This is a genomic window from Phenylobacterium sp. VNQ135, assembly GCF_049445735.1.
Classification (GTDB): domain Bacteria; phylum Pseudomonadota; class Alphaproteobacteria; order Caulobacterales; family Caulobacteraceae; genus Phenylobacterium.
Genome location: NZ_JBMSDS010000003.1, coordinates 666,188 through 682,068, shown reverse-complemented (window position 1 = coordinate 682,068; position 15,881 = coordinate 666,188). Strand labels below are relative to the sequence as shown.

Below are 15,881 nucleotides of genomic sequence, written 5' to 3'. Positions count from 1 at the left end.
GTGGCGGAAGACCCGGGTCGGCTCGACCTGGTGGGCGCGCCGGAAGGTTTCGACGCCCTGGTCATGGCCGACGTGGTCAAGGCGCGGAAGGGGCTGTCCGTCTTCGTCGCCCGGGATGGCGCACGGCTGTCGGCCTTCGTCGACGCCTTCCGCTTCTTCGCCGAAGGCGTCGAGGTGCTGAGTTTCCCGGCCTGGGACTGCCTGCCATACGACCGGATCGGACCGTCGCCGGGCGTCGCCGCTCAGCGGATGGCGACGTTGTCGCGCCTCGCACAGGGGTTGGACGAGAAGAAGCCCGCTCTGCTGGTGACGACCGTGCCGGCGCTGCTGCAGCGCGTGCCGCCGGTGAAGTTCGTCAAGCGGGCCAGCTATTCGGCCAAGGTCGGCAACAGCGTCGAGATCGCCGACCTGGAGCGGTATTTCGCCGTCAACGGCTACAGCCGCGCCTCGACCGTCTCGGACAAGGGCGAGTTCGCCATCCGCGGCGGCGTCATCGACGTCTTCCCGCCGACCGCCGAAGAGCCGGTGCGCCTGGACCTGTTCGGCGACACGCTGGAGAGCATCCGCGCCTTCGACCCCGAAACCCAGCGGTCGACGAGGCAGCTCAAGGACGTCTCGCTGCTTCCGGTCAGCGAGGCGCTGCTGGACGCCGACGCGATCAGCCGCTTCCGCACGGGTTACCTCGAGACTTTCGGCGCGCCCGGGGACGACCCGCTGTATGCCGCGATCTCGGAAGGCGGCCGCCGGGCGGGGATGGAACACTACCTGCCGCTGTTCTACGGCGACATGGCCACGCTGTTCGACTACCTGCCGAAGGACGCCCTCGTCGCCCTCGACCACCTGTCGCGCGACGCCCGCGACGAGCGGCTGGAGATGATCGAGGACGCCTACGACAGCCGGGCGGCCACCGAGCGCAAGGTCCACTACCACCCGCTGGAACCCACGCGCCTATATCTCGACAAGGACGAGTGGTCGGCGCTGCTGGCCACGCGGCCGACGCGGCGGTTCTCGGCCTTCCAGGAGGCGGAAGGCGAGGCGGTGTTCGACATGGGCGCGCGCCAGGGCCGCGACTTCGGGCCGGAGAGGAAGCTCGACAGCGTCAACCTCTTCGAAGCCACCGTCGATCACGCGAAGACGCTGTCGTCGGCCGGCAAGCGCGTGCTGTTCGCCTCATGGTCCGACGGCTCGTCCGATCGGCTGAGCCACATGCTGGCCGACCACGGGCTGAAGAGCCTGCCGCTGGCGGCCTACTGGGATCAGGCAAAGGCCGCCGATCCGAAGACGCCGCAGCGCGTCGTGCTGCCGCTGGATCACGGGTTCGAGACCGAGAGCCTGGCGGTCATCTCCGAGACCGACATCCTGGGCGACCGCCTGGCCAGGCCGCGGAAGCGGCGTCGGGCGGCCAACTTCCTGGCCGAGGCCTCTGCGCTGACGACCGGCGACCTGGTGGTGCACATCGACCACGGGATCGGACGGTACGCGGGCCTGAAGACCCTGGACGTCCAGGGCGCCCCTCACGACACGCTGGAGCTGCAGTACGGCGGGGAGGCCAAGCTGTACCTGCCGGTCGAGAACATCGACCTGCTGACCCGCTATGGGGCGGACGGCGAGAACGTCCAGCTCGACCGTCTGGGCGGCGCGGCCTGGCAGGCGCGCAAGGCGCGCGCCAAGGAGCGCCTGCGCGAGATGGCCGACGGCCTGATCCGCATCGCCGCCGAGCGCGCCACCAAGCAGACCGACGCCGTCGAGCCGCCGCACGGCGTGTTCGACGAGTTCTGCGCCCGCTTCCCGTACGAAGAGACCGACGACCAGCTCATGGCCATCGGCGACGTGCTGGAAGATCTGTCGGCCGGCAAGCCGATGGACCGCCTGATCTGCGGCGACGTGGGCTTCGGCAAGACCGAGGTGGCGCTGCGGGCGGCCTTCGTCGTGGCGATGAGCGGTCAGCAGGTGGCGGTCGTGGCGCCCACGACGCTGCTGGCGCGCCAGCACTACAAGACCTTTGTCGAGCGGTTCGAAGGCTGGCCGGTAAAGGTGCGGCGGCTGTCGCGCCTCGTTCCGGCCAAGGAGGCCGCCGAGACCCGCGACGGCCTGGCCAAGGGCGAGGTGGAGATCGTCGTCGGCACCCATGCGGTGCTGTCGAAGCAGGTCAGCTTCAAGAACCTGGGCCTGGTGATCGTCGACGAGGAGCAGCACTTCGGCGTCAAGCACAAGGAGAAGCTCAAGGAGCTTCGGGCCGACGTGCACATGCTGACGCTCACCGCGACGCCGATCCCGCGCACGCTGCAGATGTCGCTGTCGGGCATCCGCGAGATGTCGATCATCGCGACGCCGCCGGTCGATCGCCTGGCGGTGCGCACCTACATCACGCCGTGGGATCCGGTCGTCATCCGCGAGGCGCTGCTGCGCGAGAAGTACCGCGGCGGCCAGGCCTATTTCGTTGCGCCGCGGATCAACGACCTGCCCGATCTGGAACGGTTCCTGCGCGAACAAGTCCCCGAGGTGAAGTTCGTCGTCGGCCACGGCCAGATGAGCCCGACCCAGCTCGAGGAGGTGATGAGCGCCTTCTACGACGGGCAGTACGACGTGCTGCTGTCGACCACGATCGTGGAGAGCGGCCTCGACATCCCGACGGCCAACACCCTGATCATCCACCGCGCCGACATGTTCGGCCTGGCCCAGCTCTACCAGCTCCGCGGGCGCGTGGGCCGGTCGAAGGCGCGGGCCTACGCCTACATGACGACGCCCGCGGAGAAGCAGCTCACCCTGTCGGCCGAGAAGCGGCTGAAGGTGCTGCAGTCGCTGGACAACCTGGGCGCCGGCTTCCAGCTCGCCAGCCACGATCTCGACATCCGGGGCGGCGGCAACCTGCTGGGCGAGGAGCAGTCGGGCCATATCCGCGAGATCGGCGTCGAGCTGTACCAGCAGATGCTGGAGGACGCCGTCAACGAGCTGAAGACGCGGGCCGGGGCCGAGGGCCTGGCCCACGACCGGGGCTGGTCGCCGCAGATCAACACCGGCGCGGCCGTGCTGCTGCCCGAAGAATACATCCCCGACCTCAACGTCCGCCTGGCGATCTACCGCCGGATTTCGGACGCCGAGAAGGCGGACGACCGGGAAGCCCTGGCCGCCGAGCTGATCGACCGCTTCGGCCCGCTGCCGCCCGAGGCTGACCAGCTCCTTAAGGTCGTGGCCATCAAGGGCCTGTGCCGGGAGGCCAACGTCGCCAAGATCGACGTGGGTCCCAAGGGCGCCGTCGTCACCTTCCGCGACGACCGGTTCGCCAAGCCCGAGAACCTGATCCCGTTCCTGGCCAAGAACCAGGTGGCCTGGAAGCTGCGCCCAGACAACAAGGTGGTGGTGAAGGGCGAGTGGGAGACGCCGAAGCAGCGTCTCGACGCGGCCGAGAAAGTCCTGCGCGAACTGGCGAAGCTCGCCGCTTAGCGGGCGCGGGCTTCCCTCAGGAGGCGCGTGGCGCGCAGCGCCATCTCAAGGCGGTTCGTGCAGACCAGGCCTACTGCCAGCAGCAGCAGCGCATCCGTGATCTGGGTGGTCGTCACGTGCAGGGCCGAGGCGTTCGCGCTGGCCACGCCGCGCAGCGCCAGACGAGCGGCGAATATGCCCAGGATCAGCAGCATGCCGAGCGGGGAGGCCTTGCCCGTGAGCACATGGGTTTCGGGATCCACGGCGATGTGGGTCAGCCTGCCGCGCCACCAGCCCAGGGCCACGCCGAGCCCGAGGGCGGCGGCGTAGGCGAGGATCGACCAAGGCCCCGGCGCGGGCTGGTAGGCGAAGGTCATGACGGTGGCGAAGAGGATCAGCGCCGGAGCGATCCACATCCTTTCGACCCGCAGCCGGCGCCCGCGCGCATTGCGCAGGACGGCTATGCCGATGAAGGCGAGGGGGACGACATAGGCCCAGATCTCGCCCCCGAGCCGCATCAGCCGGCTTTTCGGCCAGCCGCCGCCGCGGCTGCGCGTTCGAGCGCGTGGGCCACGGCCTCCGGCGACGTCACCTCGGCCGCGCCCATGTCGAACTCCGCCACGAACGGCTTGGCGCCTTCGCCAGCCTCGAAGGCCGTGCACCCGATGACGGCCGAGATGCGCTGGCCGGCGGCCTGGGCGGCGTGCAGCGGCGTCGCGGGCAGGGCGAGCGCGAAGACTTCCGGACCGAGGCGCGCGCCGGTGTCCTCGACCCGCACGAGCCGGCCGATCATCGAACCGATTTGGGGCACCGCGCGCGCCACCCAGCCTCCGGCGCGGGGCCTGCGCAGGTCCGGCTTGTCCGCGAGCTTCAGCACGCAGACGCTCAGGGGCCGGTTGCGGGCGCGAGACGCGCGGGCAAGACGGGCGAGGTGGGCGGCGAAGAGATCCCGCGTGAAGAGGCCGGTGGCGGCGTCCATAAGGCCCGAGTGGCGAGCCTGCTCCAGTGCGTCGCGGACCGCCTTCTGCCGACGGAAGGCCCGGGCGAGCTCGACCACGCGCCGTGCGGTCTCGCTCTCAGGCGTGTGGGGCGTCGCCACGTCGCTGATGCCGCGATGATAGGCCTCGGCGCTGGTCAGGGTGGCGTCGCCCTTCAGGTAGAGCAGGGCGGGCGTGTGATAGAGGCGGGTGTTGCGCCGCATGCCGGCGGCGATGGAGAGCGCCTCCTGCGGATTGTCGCCGGCCCACAGGACGACGGCGTCGAACGGCCGCTCATGCAGGAAGTCGAAGGCGGTGAAGGCGGTGAAGGCGCCCGTCACCTCGGCGCCGTTGCGGGCCAGCGCGTTGGACAGCGCCAGGAACTGCGGCGCGGGCTCGCCGATCGCCAGCACCCGGAATGGCGTGGGGTCGTCCGCGGGGAGTTCCAGCGCGTGGCCGCGCTCGGCGAAGCTCTCGAGGCGTAACTCGAACTCTTCCTCGGAAACCGCTGTCCGCACGAGACTTTCCAGCCGCATCGCGGCCTGGGCGGGGTGCAGCGGCGGGGCGATGACTAGGTCGAAGCCGAGGTCCTTGAGGAACGGATCCGGCTGGCCGATGCCCATGACGGGCATGCGGCGCGGCGCACAGGCCGCCTTGAGCCGGCCGGCGAGCGCTTCGGCCTCGTCCCCGAAGCCGGCAAGATCGACGATGGCGGCTTCGATCTGCAGATCGGAGAGCGCAGTCTCGGCGCTCGCGAGCCGCCGCGCCGTCACAGTCCGCCAGCCGAGCCGGTCCAGCCCTTCGGCGAGGGGACCGGCGACGGAATCATCACGCGCCGCGATCAACACCCGCGCCTGTACGCCTGACCCCATTTCCCCATCCCAAAACGCCCGTCCGTGTCCTAAGCACGGAATCGGGCGCGCCCAAAGCCGCTGTGAGTAGGCGCGCGGAATGGTTGCAGAAACGCTGAGGGACGAGCGGATGTCGGGACAATTGTCGGGGAAGGTCGCGGTCGTGACCGGGGCGAGCGGCGGCCTGGGCGCGCATTTCGCCCGGCTTCTGGTTCGCGAAGGGGCCTCCGTGGCGATCACGGCTCGCCGCGCGGACAAGATCGAGGCCCTCGCGGCCGAGCTTTCGGCGAGCGGCGGCAGAGCGGTGGCGCTGCCGCTGGACGTGGCCGACGCCCATGCCATCGGCCCCGCGTTCGATACGGTGCAGGCGCAGCTCGGCCCGATCGACATCCTGGTGAACAACGCTGGCGTCGGCGGCGAGGGGCTCGCGCTCGACATCTCGATCGAGGATTTCGACAACACCTTCGCCGTGAACGTCCGGGGGACCTACTTCGCGGCCGTGGAGGCGGCGAAGCGCATGATCGCCGCGGGCATCGAGGGGCGGATCGTCAACATCGGCTCCATCGCCAGCCACACGGTTCTGCCGGGACTGTCGGCCTACTGCGGATCCAAAGCGGCGGTAGGCATGCTGACCAAGAGCCTGGCGCGCGAGTGGGCGCGGCGGGGGATCGCCGTCAACGCCCTGTGCCCGGGCTACATCGAGACCGACATCAACGCCGACTGGTGGCCCACCGAGGGCGGACAGAAGCAGCTCAAGGGGTTCCCGAAGCGCCGGCTGATGAACGCTTCAGATCTCGACGTGGCCTTCCTCATGCTCGCCGGACCCGCGGCCTCGGCGATCACGGGAACGCTGGTGACGGTGGACGACGGCCAGTCGCTGCCGGGCGGCGGGTGAGGGGCCTTGCCTGACCGCGCGTCAGCGTTCCTAGATTCGCAGGAAATCGGGAGGAAACACATGCGTCAGGGACCGCTCACCGGCCTGAAGATCGTCGAGTTCGCCGGCATCGGGCCCGGGCCGTTCTGCGGCATGCTGCTGTCGGACCTGGGCGCCGACGTCGTCCGGATCGACCGGAAGGGCGGCCGCGGGGGCGCGCCTTCGGACATCACCGCCCGAGGCCGACGATCGGTGGCGCTCGACCTCAAGAGCCCCGAGGCGGTCGAAACCTGCCTGAAGCTGATGGAGAAGGCCGACGTGGTCTTCGAGGGCTTCCGGCCAGGCGTGATGGAGCGGCTGGGCCTCGGGCCCGAGGTCGCGCTGAAGCGCAATCCCAAGCTGGTCTATGGCCGCATGACCGGCTGGGGCCAGACCGGCCCCTACGCCCAGGCGGCCGGCCACGACATGAACTACATCGCCATCACCGGCGCGCTGCACGCTATCGGCACCGAGGACAAGCCCGTGCCGCCGCTGAACCTCGTGGGGGATTTCGGTGGCGGTGCGCTCTATCTGGCGTTCGGAATCCTGGCCGGGGTGATCCACGCTCGCGAAACGGGCAAGGGGCAGGTGATCGACTGCGCCATGAGCGACGGCGCGGCTTCGCTGATGGCCATGTTCTACGGCTTCAAGGCCTCGGGCATGTGGCAGGAAAGCCGGCGCTCCAACCTGCTCGACGGCGGCGCGCACTTCTACGACACCTACCAGTGCTCGGACGGCAAGTGGGTGTCGATCGGCTCGATCGAGCCGCAGTTCTACGCCCTCCTGCTCCAGAAGACCGGAATCGACGATTCGGACTTCCAGCGTCAGATGGACAAGAGCGCCTGGCCGCAGCTGCGCGAGAAGCTGGCCCACGTCATCGCTCAGAAGACCCAGGCCGAGTGGTGCGAGCTGATGGAGGCCACCGACGTCTGCTTCGCCCCGGTGCTGGACCTGGACGAGGCGCCGAAGCATCCCCACAACAAGGCCCGGGAGACCTTCGTGGAGGTCGCCGGGGTCACCCAGCCAGCGCCGGCGCCCCGGTTCTCGGCGACACCAGGCAAGATCCAGGGACCGCCGCCCCAGGTCGGCGCCCATAACGCCGAGGCGCTGAAGGACTGGGGCTTCTCGGAAGCAGAAATCGCCGCCCTTTAGAAGCTGAAGGCCGCGTTCAGACTGGGTTCAGCCAGCAAACCGCATCTTCACCCTCGGACGGTCGTCGCGCTCTCCCGTCCCTCGAAGCGGCGGCCGACCCGGATGGAACGACACGCCCATCGGCGGCCCGCTACCTCCCCAGGTGGCGGGCCGTTATGGTTTCGGCCCGGCCGGCTTGCGAGTCAGGGACAGCTTGACCACCCTGCGCGCGATGAAGAGCCTTCCCCAACGGCTGCGGGCCATGGACTGGGATCCGGTCCACTGGGCGCGAACGACCCTCCTCGTGCTCGGCAAGGCGTTGACCCGGCTGTGGGGGCGGGACGTCATGCTCTACACCGGCGGCGTCAGCTTCTTCGCGATGCTCGCGATCTTTCCGGCGCTCGCGATCCTCATGGGCGTCTACAGCCTGGTGTCCGATCCCGCCCAGGCGGCGCTGCAAGGCGAATACCTGGCGCGCCTGATGCCGAACGCCGCCCGCCTGATCTTCCAGAGCGAGATGCTGCGCCTGAGCCATGCGCCCTTCGAAACGGTGTCCTTCCAGAGCGGCGTGGCGCTGCTGGTGGGCGGCTACGCGACGCACCGCGGGTTCAAGGCTCTGCTGGCCGGCCTCTCGTTCATCCACGATGAGGACAGGCCGCACAGCTTCGTGGGCTTCAACCTCCTGGCTCTGGCTGTGCTCCTCGCGGTGTTCGCCGGGCTCGGGGCTCTGTCGGTGGTGTTCTTCGGCTTCCGGATCCTGGGCGAGACCTTTGAGCTTCGGCCGCTGCGCGGAGCGCTGTGGCTCTACAGCGAGTGGACCTGGGCCAGCGCCGGCATGACGGCAGGCATGACGCTGATCTACCGCTGGGCGATGTCGCGCGACCCCGTCGACTGGCGCGCATCCTTCCTGGGCGGAGCGGCATCGGCGGCGCTCTGCATCTTCGCCTCGTGGGCACTTGGCTTCTACGTCGAGCAGATCGCCCAGCTCGGCGCGACCTACGGCTCGGTCGCCACCGTCGTCATCTTCCTGATCTGGCTGTCGTGGAACGTGAACGCGCTGTTCTTCGGCGGCGCGCTGGCGACCGAGGTCGAGCTCGCCCTGCAGACCCGCAGGCCTAGGCCTTAGCGATCAGGAAGCTCAAGGCGCCGTCGGCGTCCGCCTGTTCCAGCACGGCGGCTCCGACCTGGGCCGCGAAATGCGGCACGTCGATCCGGGCGAGGGGATCGTCCGCCAGCAGACGCACCCGCCCCCCCGCCGGGGCGGCCTCGAGCGCCCGGCGCAGGCGCAGGGTCGGCACCGGGCAGCGATGGCCCCGCGCGTCGACCAGGATCTCGTCGGAAGACATGGCCGGGCCTCTACACCCGGGGGCGATTGGACCCAAGCTTCGCCTTCGCGCGTTGAGGGCGCCAGGGAGTGGAAAACGCCGGGACGGGGATGAGCGGGACGGGCGAGGTCTTCACGACGGACATTCCGGCGCGGCTGGATCGCCTGCCGTTCAGCCGATTCCATTGGCTGGTGGTGATCGCGCTCGGGATCACCTGGATCCTCGACGGCCTCGAGGTGACCCTGGTGGGATCGCTGTCGCCAGCCATCGCGGGAGTGGACGGTCTCAACCTGAGCGCCCAGCAGGTCGGCTGGACGGCCAGCGCCTACATCCTGGGCGCGGTCATCGGGGCCCTGGTGTTCGGCCGGCTCACCGACAAATTCGGCCGGCGGCGGCTCTTCATCGTGACCGTGCTCGTCTATCTCATCGCCACCGTCCTCAGCGGCTTCGCCTGGGACTTCTGGTCGTTCCTGCTGTTCCGGTTCCTGACCGGCGCGGGCATCGGGGGCGAGTATGGCGCCATCAATTCGGCGATCGACGAACTGGTCCCAGCCCGCCGGCGTGGACAGGTGGCGCTCGCGATCAACGGCAGCTTCTGGATCGGCGCCGCGCTGGGCGCAGTGGGCTCGCTTGTCGTGCTGGACCCCGAGGTGGTGGATCCGGCCCTGGGTTGGCGGCTGGCCTTCATCATCGGCGGTCTCCTGGCGCTCGTCGTCCTCTTCATCCGCCGCTACGTGCCAGAGAGTCCCCGCTGGCTGCTGACGCACGGGCGACCCGACGAGGCGGAAGCCGTGGTGCGCGAGATCGAGGCGCGCATCGAACGCCACGTGGCCCTGCCGCCGATGATCCGGCCGCTGCAGACGCTGCGGTTCGTCCGCCGCGACGCCCCCCGCTGGAGCGAGATCGTCCGCATGCTCTTCACGCACCATCCACGGCGGACCGCCTTGGGGCTGGTGCTGATGGCGACGCAGGCCTTCTGCTACAATGCGATCTTCTTCACCTACGCGTTGATCCTCACCCGGTTCTACGGCGTCGCGGCCGAGAACGTCGGATGGTTCATGCTGCCGTTCGCGCTGGGAAACGTGAGCGGTCCGCTGCTGCTGGGCCGGCTCTTCGACAGCCTCGGCCGCAAGACCATGATCGCGGCGACCTACGCGCTCGCGGGCGCTCTGCTCTGCCTCACCGGCTGGCTGTTCGCGGAGGGCCGGCTCACAGCCGAGACCCAGACCGCGGCGTGGATGGTGATCTTCTTCTTCGCTTCCGCAGGTGCGAGCGCGGCCTATCTGACAGTGGGCGAGCTCTTCCCGCTCGAGACCCGGGCGGTCACCATCTCGCTCTTCTATGCGGTGGGCACGCTGCTGGGCGGAGTGGCTGGGCCGGCGCTGTTCGGCGCCCTGATCGACAGCGGTGAGCGCAGTCAGATCCTGCAGGGCTATCTGCTGGGCGGCGTGCTGATGCTCGCGGCCGCCGCCGTCACGCTCTGGCTGGGCGTGCGGGCCGAGCGAAAATCGCTGGAGGAGGTGGCGCCGCCGCTTTCACTCGCGCCGGAGGACGCGCCCTAGGCGGTGCGGCGGATCGCGGGGCCGCGGCGTTCGAGCTTCATCAGCTCCCAGCCGTCCCGGGTCAGGAAGAAGGCGTTGGGCGAGCCGCGCCAGCCGTTCGCCGCCGCCACTCCGCCGGCCCGCTGCAGCAGCTTCAAGCCGCAGAGCTTGATGCAGAGGCCGACCGCCGCCGGATCGCGGTCGGTGAGCGGGCCGTTCAGCGCCTCCCGGAGGAGGCTTCGTTCTTCGAGGGAGAGGCCTGGCGTCGGGGTCATGTTGGCTCAACGCCGAGCGGGGCTGTCTGTTGCGCCGCTGACGCTCGATGCGAACTCGGTTATGCCGCCGCCATGCATTCGGACGGGACAGGGGTGGTCGTGGCGGTCAGCCGCAAGCGAACCCACGGGGTCGACAAGCCCAACCAGCTGATGATCCGCCTGATCGCGGGGCTGGGCGTGGAGGGCGACGCCCATTGTGGCGAGACGGTGCGGCATCGCAGCCGCCGGCGGTTCAATCCAGGACTGCCGAACCTGCGCCAGGCGCATCTCCTCCACGCCGAACTGTTCGATGAGCTCGCCACCCAGGGTTTCGCCATCCGGCCGGGCCTGATGGGCGAGAACATAACGACCCGCGGCGTCGACCTGCTCAGCCTGCCGAAGGGCGCGCTGATCCACCTTGGAGACACCGCGATCGTCGAGCTTACGGGCCTGCGGAATCCCTGCGTCCAGCTCGAGGCGCTGGCGCCCGGCCTGATGCAGGCCTGCCTGGGCCTCGGCTCCGATGGGGCGCCCGTCCGCAAGGCCGGCGTCATGGGGATCGTGGTGGCGGGCGGCGAGGTGCAGGCGGGCGATCCCGTCCGCGTGGAGCTGCCCGAGCCCCCTCACGAGGCGCTCAGGCCTGTCTAGCGCGACAGGTGCAGCGCCGCGATCTGGCCGGCGATGCTCTGGAACGCCATGGTCATCTGCGAGGAGTCCTTGACGTCGTAGTAATGGTCCGACGAGGAGGCGCAGGTCTTCAGAACGGTGCTGGAGCCCGAAACGACCTCCACCCGGATCGTATAGATCTCGATGTCCTTGGCGGCGGCTTTCATGTTCGTGCACAGCTTGGCCAGGCGATCGTCCAGCGCCTCTCTGCGCTCGGCGCCGTCGTGCGTTTCGACCAGCGGGGCGCCGTTGGGCCGCAACACCCGACCCTGACGAATGTGGGCGGTGCCGGAATAGCTGGAGCCGTTCGGCGTATCGACGCTCTCGATCGTGTTCTCGCCGTCCGTCATCAGGACGACGATCTTCTTGTGCTTGTCGGTGCGGTAAGGGACGCCGTCAGCGAAGGGCGGGACGGGCGCGAGCGTGTGCCAGCCCCACACGAGCCCCATCGGGATGTTGGTGTAGCCCGTGGTCTTCATGCCGGTGATGGCCGTGCGCAGGGCGGCGAAGTTGGTTGTCAGCCGCACGATCGGGCTCATGTCACAGCCGCGGTTGGGGCCCTTGCTCCAGCTGGTGCGGAACTTCTTCTTGTACTTCTCGAGGTTGCCCTGGCGGACCCGCCAGTCGTCGCTCTTGACCTCGTCGGACAGATACGAGTTCGGGAACTCGTTGAAGTACCAGTCGGCCTTCTTGTCGGGTTCATCTGGCGCGAAGTACGGCGTGAAGAGCGTCGCCCCCGTGGTGGGCGGCGTGTCCTGGATGTCGTAAGGCGCCTGCCGGCTTTCGACACAGCCGGCCCAGCCTTCCTCGAGCTGGTCGAGCAGCGTGAAGCGATTGGCCCACTGAACGCTCTCCGCCGTCGTGAAAATCTCGTTGTTGATGGGCGAAGAGCCGTTCTGGTCGATCCACGCCATGTTCCGATAGACCGCGGGATCCAGCCGGACGGTCTGGGAGAACGGCACGAGCGAGATCTTGATGGTGTTGGCCTCGGAAGCGCCCTTGGAGGCCTCCTCCATCTTGTCGACGAAGGCGTTGGCGGCCTCCTTCAGCTTCCCGATCTTATTGTTGTCGTTCATCGACAGGGTGTTATCGAGCACGAGCGCGATCTCGAGCTTCATGCCGGCGCGAACCACCTCGGTGTCGACGTCGATCTCCATCTCGTCCGCGCCGATCAGGCCCGCCACGTAGGGTTCGACCTGGATCCGGGCTTGGGCGGCGACCTTGTTCCCCTCGACGAAGGTGAAGGAGGAGGACAGCAATTCGAAGTCGGCTCCGAGCGACAGGTTCTGGCGCAGGATGCGATCGCCCGTCGCCTGGAGCACCGCGGGATCGTTGGCGGTGGACCGCGCCGCGGCGAGGGCGGCGGCGTCGAGGGCGTCCTGAAGCTGCACGCGCGCGCTGGCTCCGCGGGCGAGATCCACCGCCGCGAGGGTGCCGAACGAGATCGGCAGCATGGCGAGCGCCACCGTGATCGCCACATTGCCCCGGTCCTCGCGGAACCCGTCGATCAGGCGGTCGAGCAGCCGCGGCCGGAAGAAGCGCATCTTGCCCATCACGGCCGCAGAATGCCGCGACGCCGCTAACGGCCGGTGAGCGGAACTGGTTAAGCCTCGTCCACCAAGACGCTCCTGGGCTTAACCCGGCTTTTGCCCGCCTGGGCGACCATGGGCGCGGGTTCTGAAGGAGCGCCGTGGTGGCCTCGCATCCTTTCTGGCGGGACGAACAGGGTGGGACCGCGATCGAGTATGCGATCGTGGCCCCCGTGCTGATCTTCCTGCTCTTCGCCACCCTCGAGGTGGCCATGGTGGGCATGATGACCGCCGGCCTCGACAATGCCGTCGCCCGGACCGGGCGCATGATCCGCACCGGCCAGGCGGACGGCCCCGCCAGCGCCTCGCAGTTCGAGACCTTCGTGTGCCAGGGCTTGGGAGAGGACAACGATCAGTGCCGCTCGCGCCTGCAGGTCAGCGTGCAGCGCTACGCCAATTTCTCGCAGGCTACGTCGGCGGCGAACGGTTTGCCCGACGGATCTTTCAACAAGGGCGGCGCGGGCGACATCGTCATGGTGCGGGCCAGCTACCGCTATCCGATGCTGACGCCACAGCTCGGCTTCTTCGGAACGCCCAGCACGGCGGGCGAGGTGCTGCTCGACGCCCGCACGGCCTTCAAGAACGAGCCGTTCGAATGATCCTGCCGTCGAGGATGGCCCGCGACGAGAGCGGTGCTGCGGCCGTTGAGTTCGCGCTGATCCTGCCGTTCCTGGTCGTCATGCATCTGGCCGTGGTGGAGTTCGTCCAGGCCTGGCAGGTGCGGACCCGTGTGAGCCATGTGGCGGCTTCGCTCGCCGATGTGACGTCGCAGGCGCGCAGCGTCAGCGACGCGGACCTGAACGACATCCTGCTGGCCGGCGACGCCATGATGCGTCCGTATACGGTCGCTCCGCTCGGCGAGCGGATCACGAGCATGACGGCGAACGCCCAGGGCGCGGTCGGTGTTGATTGGACCGCGAGCCGCAACTTCGGGGCGGCGCCGGCGCCCGTGTTGCCGGCCAAGTTCCTGGCGCCGAACGACAGCATCATCGTCGCGGAAGCCCGCTACGCCTATCAGCCGGCGATCGCAGTCGTCCTGAAGGGCCAGATCACCCTGCGGCACACGGCGTATGTGCGGCCCCGGGTTGGGGCGAAGATCGAGAAGCGCTAGCGGGGCGCGGCCACCCGCACCCAAACCTGCGACTTGCAGGCGATGTTGGCGATCAGGCATCCGCGAGCGCGCAGGCGGTCCTCGTCGATCAGCTCGGCGGCGCCGCTGAACGTCGCGTTGAGGTCCGGAACGAACACCCTGCCGCGCCACCGGCCGTTGGCCTGCTGATTGAAGTTCCGGAAGAGCTGCAGCCCGATGAGATCCGGCGTCCCTCCCTTTCGGGCGTCCGCCTGCGCGTCGGCGTCCGCCCACACCACATAGCCGCAGGCGCTGGCGCCGCAGGGGCGGACGTCCACGTGCACGGTGTTCTTGGGGTTTCGCCACACGCCGTAGATCCCGCCGGCCGACACGGCCTGCGCGGCGACGGGGGCCGCGGCGAGGCCCTGAAGGGCCGCTGCAGCCGTCAGGGCAAGGAGGATCCTGGAGATGCGCATTCCGAAGGCTCAGCTACCGCAGTTCGCTGGAAGTGCAAACGCGGCGATCTCACGGCTTTTGCCGCGGCGTTCATAGATGGGACTTGAAAAGGAGGTGGCAAGCCGTGTTCACGAGCCGACGCTCGAGCGCGTGCTCAACTCCAGCCAGTCGAGTTCCTCCTCCACACGGCGGAACGCCTCGTCGCCGATCGTGCCTGCACGACGAAGTTGCTCGATCGCCTCGCGAGAGGCGCCGACGAGCCGGCGTTGCAGGAGGTGATCGCGGGTTTCGGTCGGGTCCTGCCCGTCGCGCACGCGGCCGAGGGCCTCGGCATACTGATCACGCAGCCGCTCCGCGGCCGGGCTGTCGTCTCCGTCCAGCGCCAGCATAGCCGCGTGCAAAGCCGCCTTGCGAGCGACTCCCAACTCCGTTTCCACGAGGTTGTCGGCCGGCAGCTTCAGCCAGCGCAGCAGGGACCTGAGTGTCAGCCCCTGGATCAGCAACGTGCCCAGCACGACCACGAACGCCGTCAGGTGGATGAAGTCGCGGTAGGGAAACCCGGAGGGCAGCGCGAGCGCGGCGGCCAGGGTGACGACGCCGCGCATGCCCGACCAGCCGATCACCACCGCATCCTTGGCGGTAGGCGGAAGGTCCCCGGCGATCGATCGTCGGCGGAGGAGCTTGCCCAGGCCATGGTGGGTGAGGACCCACAGCAGGCGCACGCCGATGACGATCGCCAGGATCAGGAGGGCCGCGCCGAAGTATTGGGCGCGCTCCTGCCCGGAAAGCGGGTCCAGGATCGGACGAAGCTGGAGTCCCACGAGCGTGAACGCCAGGACGTTCAGCACGACCGTCACCGTTCCCCAGATCGCGAACGAGGGGATCCGCAGGTCCGCCGGTAAGGCCGAGGCCCGCCTGCGGGCCACCGTGAGGCCGAAGACGACGATGGTGACGACGCCCGAAAGGCCCAGCTCTTCGGCCAGCAGCCAGACGCCGAAGGTGGTCACGAACTGGAAAATCACCGAACTCGGCGCATCCTCGATGCGTCGCGTCACATAGCCGACCGGCCAGGCCAGCAGGGCGCCTGCCACCACGCTGCCGACGCAGACCAGGGCGAACGCGGGCGCCGCCTCGCCGAGGCTGAAGCTGCCCGCCGCCACCGCGCCCACGGCAAGGCGGTAGATCAGCAGCGCCGTGGCGTCGTTCAGCAGGCTCTCGCCCTCCAGCACCACGCGGATGCGATGCGGAGGGTGGGCATGGCGAAGCACGGCGAGGGCGGCCACCGCATCCGGCGGGGCGAGCAGAGCGCCCAGCGCGATCGCTGCGCCCCACGGCATTTCGGGCACGAGCAAGCGGGCGGTGATGGCCACGGCCGCCGTGGTGACGCCGACCGCGGCGAACACCAGGGACGAGACCGGCGCCCAGTTCCGCTTCAGGTCGCGGAGCGAGGTGTCGTAGGCCGCGTCCATCAGGATCGGCGCGACGAAGAGGGCCAGGATGAGATCCGGCGGCGGCTGCAGCCGCGGTCCGCCGGGCAGGAAGGCGATCAACGCGCCGCCCACCGCGAGCAGGGTGGGGTAGGCGATGTTCAGCCGCCGCGCGACGGCCGAAAGCGCCGTCGCGCCCAGCAGGAGCGCGAGCAGGGTCTCGAAGACGTGCATCGCGGCAGAGCCTGCACCGCGCGGT

15 protein-coding genes are annotated in these 15,881 nt (G+C 69.1%); 8 read left to right on the top strand and 7 right to left on the bottom strand.

The annotated features are described in order from the left end of the window. The gene (gene mfd, locus ACO2Q0_RS14525) at nt 1–3,444 is read left to right on the top strand and encodes a transcription-repair coupling factor (protein WP_423352276.1); all 3,444 of its coding nucleotides are present in this window, start codon (nt 1–3) and stop codon (nt 3,442–3,444) included. Here mfd and ACO2Q0_RS14520 read toward each other — a convergent pair. Beyond that, nucleotides 3,441–3,941 (bottom strand): hypothetical protein, encoded by a 501-nt coding sequence (locus ACO2Q0_RS14520; RefSeq protein WP_423352216.1) that lies wholly within the window; start codon nt 3,939–3,941, stop codon nt 3,441–3,443. The two genes, mfd and ACO2Q0_RS14520, sit on opposite strands and share 4 nt — an antisense overlap. Next, nucleotides 3,941–5,272, bottom strand: a complete 1,332-nt coding sequence (locus tag ACO2Q0_RS14515) for a diguanylate cyclase domain-containing protein (RefSeq protein WP_423352215.1) — start codon at nt 5,270–5,272, stop codon at nt 3,941–3,943. Before ACO2Q0_RS14515 ends, ACO2Q0_RS14520 begins: the two co-directional genes overlap by 1 nt. A 109-nt stretch (nt 5,273–5,381) precedes the next feature. Here ACO2Q0_RS14515 and ACO2Q0_RS14510 point away from each other — a divergent pair, with 109 nt between their 5' ends. The 3 genes from ACO2Q0_RS14510 (at nt 5,382) to ACO2Q0_RS14500 (ending at nt 8,421) form a co-directional block, all read left to right on the top strand. Further along, entirely contained in the window at nt 5,382–6,146 is a 765-nt protein-coding gene (locus ACO2Q0_RS14510) for an SDR family NAD(P)-dependent oxidoreductase (RefSeq protein WP_423352214.1), read from the top strand. A 60-nt stretch (nt 6,147–6,206) separates the two neighbouring features. Beyond that, nucleotides 6,207–7,316 carry a CaiB/BaiF CoA transferase family protein gene (locus tag ACO2Q0_RS14505; RefSeq protein WP_423352213.1) on the top strand — a complete coding sequence of 370 codons (1,110 nt, stop codon included), beginning with the start codon at nt 6,207–6,209 and terminating at the stop codon, nt 7,314–7,316. Nucleotides 7,317–7,527: 211 nt separating this feature from the next. After that, nucleotides 7,528–8,421, top strand: coding sequence for a YihY/virulence factor BrkB family protein (locus ACO2Q0_RS14500; protein WP_423352212.1), 894 nt, complete (start codon nt 7,528–7,530; stop codon nt 8,419–8,421). Here ACO2Q0_RS14500 and ACO2Q0_RS14495 read toward each other — a convergent pair. Next, nucleotides 8,411–8,641: a sulfurtransferase TusA family protein gene (locus ACO2Q0_RS14495; protein WP_423352211.1), complete on the bottom strand. Its 231-nt coding sequence runs from the start codon at nt 8,639–8,641 to the stop codon at nt 8,411–8,413. The genes ACO2Q0_RS14500 and ACO2Q0_RS14495 overlap by 11 nt on opposite strands. Nucleotides 8,642–8,730: 89 nt before the next feature. On the opposite strand from ACO2Q0_RS14495, the gene ACO2Q0_RS14490 reads away from it, so the two are divergent. Next, nucleotides 8,731–10,182: an MFS transporter gene (locus ACO2Q0_RS14490; RefSeq protein ID WP_423352210.1), complete on the top strand. Its 1,452-nt coding sequence runs from the start codon at nt 8,731–8,733 to the stop codon at nt 10,180–10,182. Here ACO2Q0_RS14490 and ACO2Q0_RS14485 read toward each other — a convergent pair. Beyond that, entirely contained in the window at nt 10,179–10,436 is a 258-nt protein-coding gene (locus ACO2Q0_RS14485) for a hypothetical protein (RefSeq protein WP_423352209.1), read from the bottom strand. The genes ACO2Q0_RS14490 and ACO2Q0_RS14485 overlap by 4 nt on opposite strands. A gap of 72 nt (nt 10,437–10,508) precedes the next feature. Here ACO2Q0_RS14485 and ACO2Q0_RS14480 point away from each other — a divergent pair, with 72 nt between their 5' ends. Then, a complete protein-coding gene (locus ACO2Q0_RS14480; protein ID WP_423352208.1) occupies nt 10,509–11,063 on the top strand; it encodes an MOSC domain-containing protein in 555 nt (184 codons plus the stop codon). On the opposite strand, the gene ACO2Q0_RS14475 is transcribed toward ACO2Q0_RS14480, so the two are convergent. Continuing rightward, nucleotides 11,060–12,634: a pilus assembly protein TadG-related protein gene (locus tag ACO2Q0_RS14475; RefSeq protein ID WP_423352207.1), complete on the bottom strand. Its 1,575-nt coding sequence runs from the start codon at nt 12,632–12,634 to the stop codon at nt 11,060–11,062. The two genes, ACO2Q0_RS14480 and ACO2Q0_RS14475, sit on opposite strands and share 4 nt — an antisense overlap. A 140-nt stretch (nt 12,635–12,774) precedes the next feature. Here ACO2Q0_RS14475 and ACO2Q0_RS14470 point away from each other — a divergent pair, with 140 nt between their 5' ends. Beyond that, entirely contained in the window at nt 12,775–13,269 is a 495-nt protein-coding gene (locus tag ACO2Q0_RS14470; protein WP_423352206.1) for a TadE/TadG family type IV pilus assembly protein, read from the top strand. Then, the gene (locus ACO2Q0_RS14465; protein ID WP_423352205.1) at nt 13,266–13,781 is read left to right on the top strand and encodes a TadE/TadG family type IV pilus assembly protein; all 516 of its coding nucleotides are present in this window, start codon (nt 13,266–13,268) and stop codon (nt 13,779–13,781) included. The genes ACO2Q0_RS14470 and ACO2Q0_RS14465 overlap by 4 nt, the downstream gene beginning before the upstream one ends. Here ACO2Q0_RS14465 and ACO2Q0_RS14460 read toward each other — a convergent pair. Beyond that, the gene (locus ACO2Q0_RS14460; protein ID WP_423352204.1) at nt 13,778–14,215 is read right to left on the bottom strand and encodes a DUF2147 domain-containing protein; all 438 of its coding nucleotides are present in this window, start codon (nt 14,213–14,215) and stop codon (nt 13,778–13,780) included. The two genes, ACO2Q0_RS14465 and ACO2Q0_RS14460, sit on opposite strands and share 4 nt — an antisense overlap. Nucleotides 14,216–14,323: 108 nt before the next feature. Continuing rightward, nucleotides 14,324–15,856, bottom strand: coding sequence for a cation:proton antiporter (locus ACO2Q0_RS14455; protein ID WP_423352203.1), 1,533 nt, complete (start codon nt 15,854–15,856; stop codon nt 14,324–14,326). Nucleotides 15,857–15,881 lie beyond the last annotated feature (25 nt).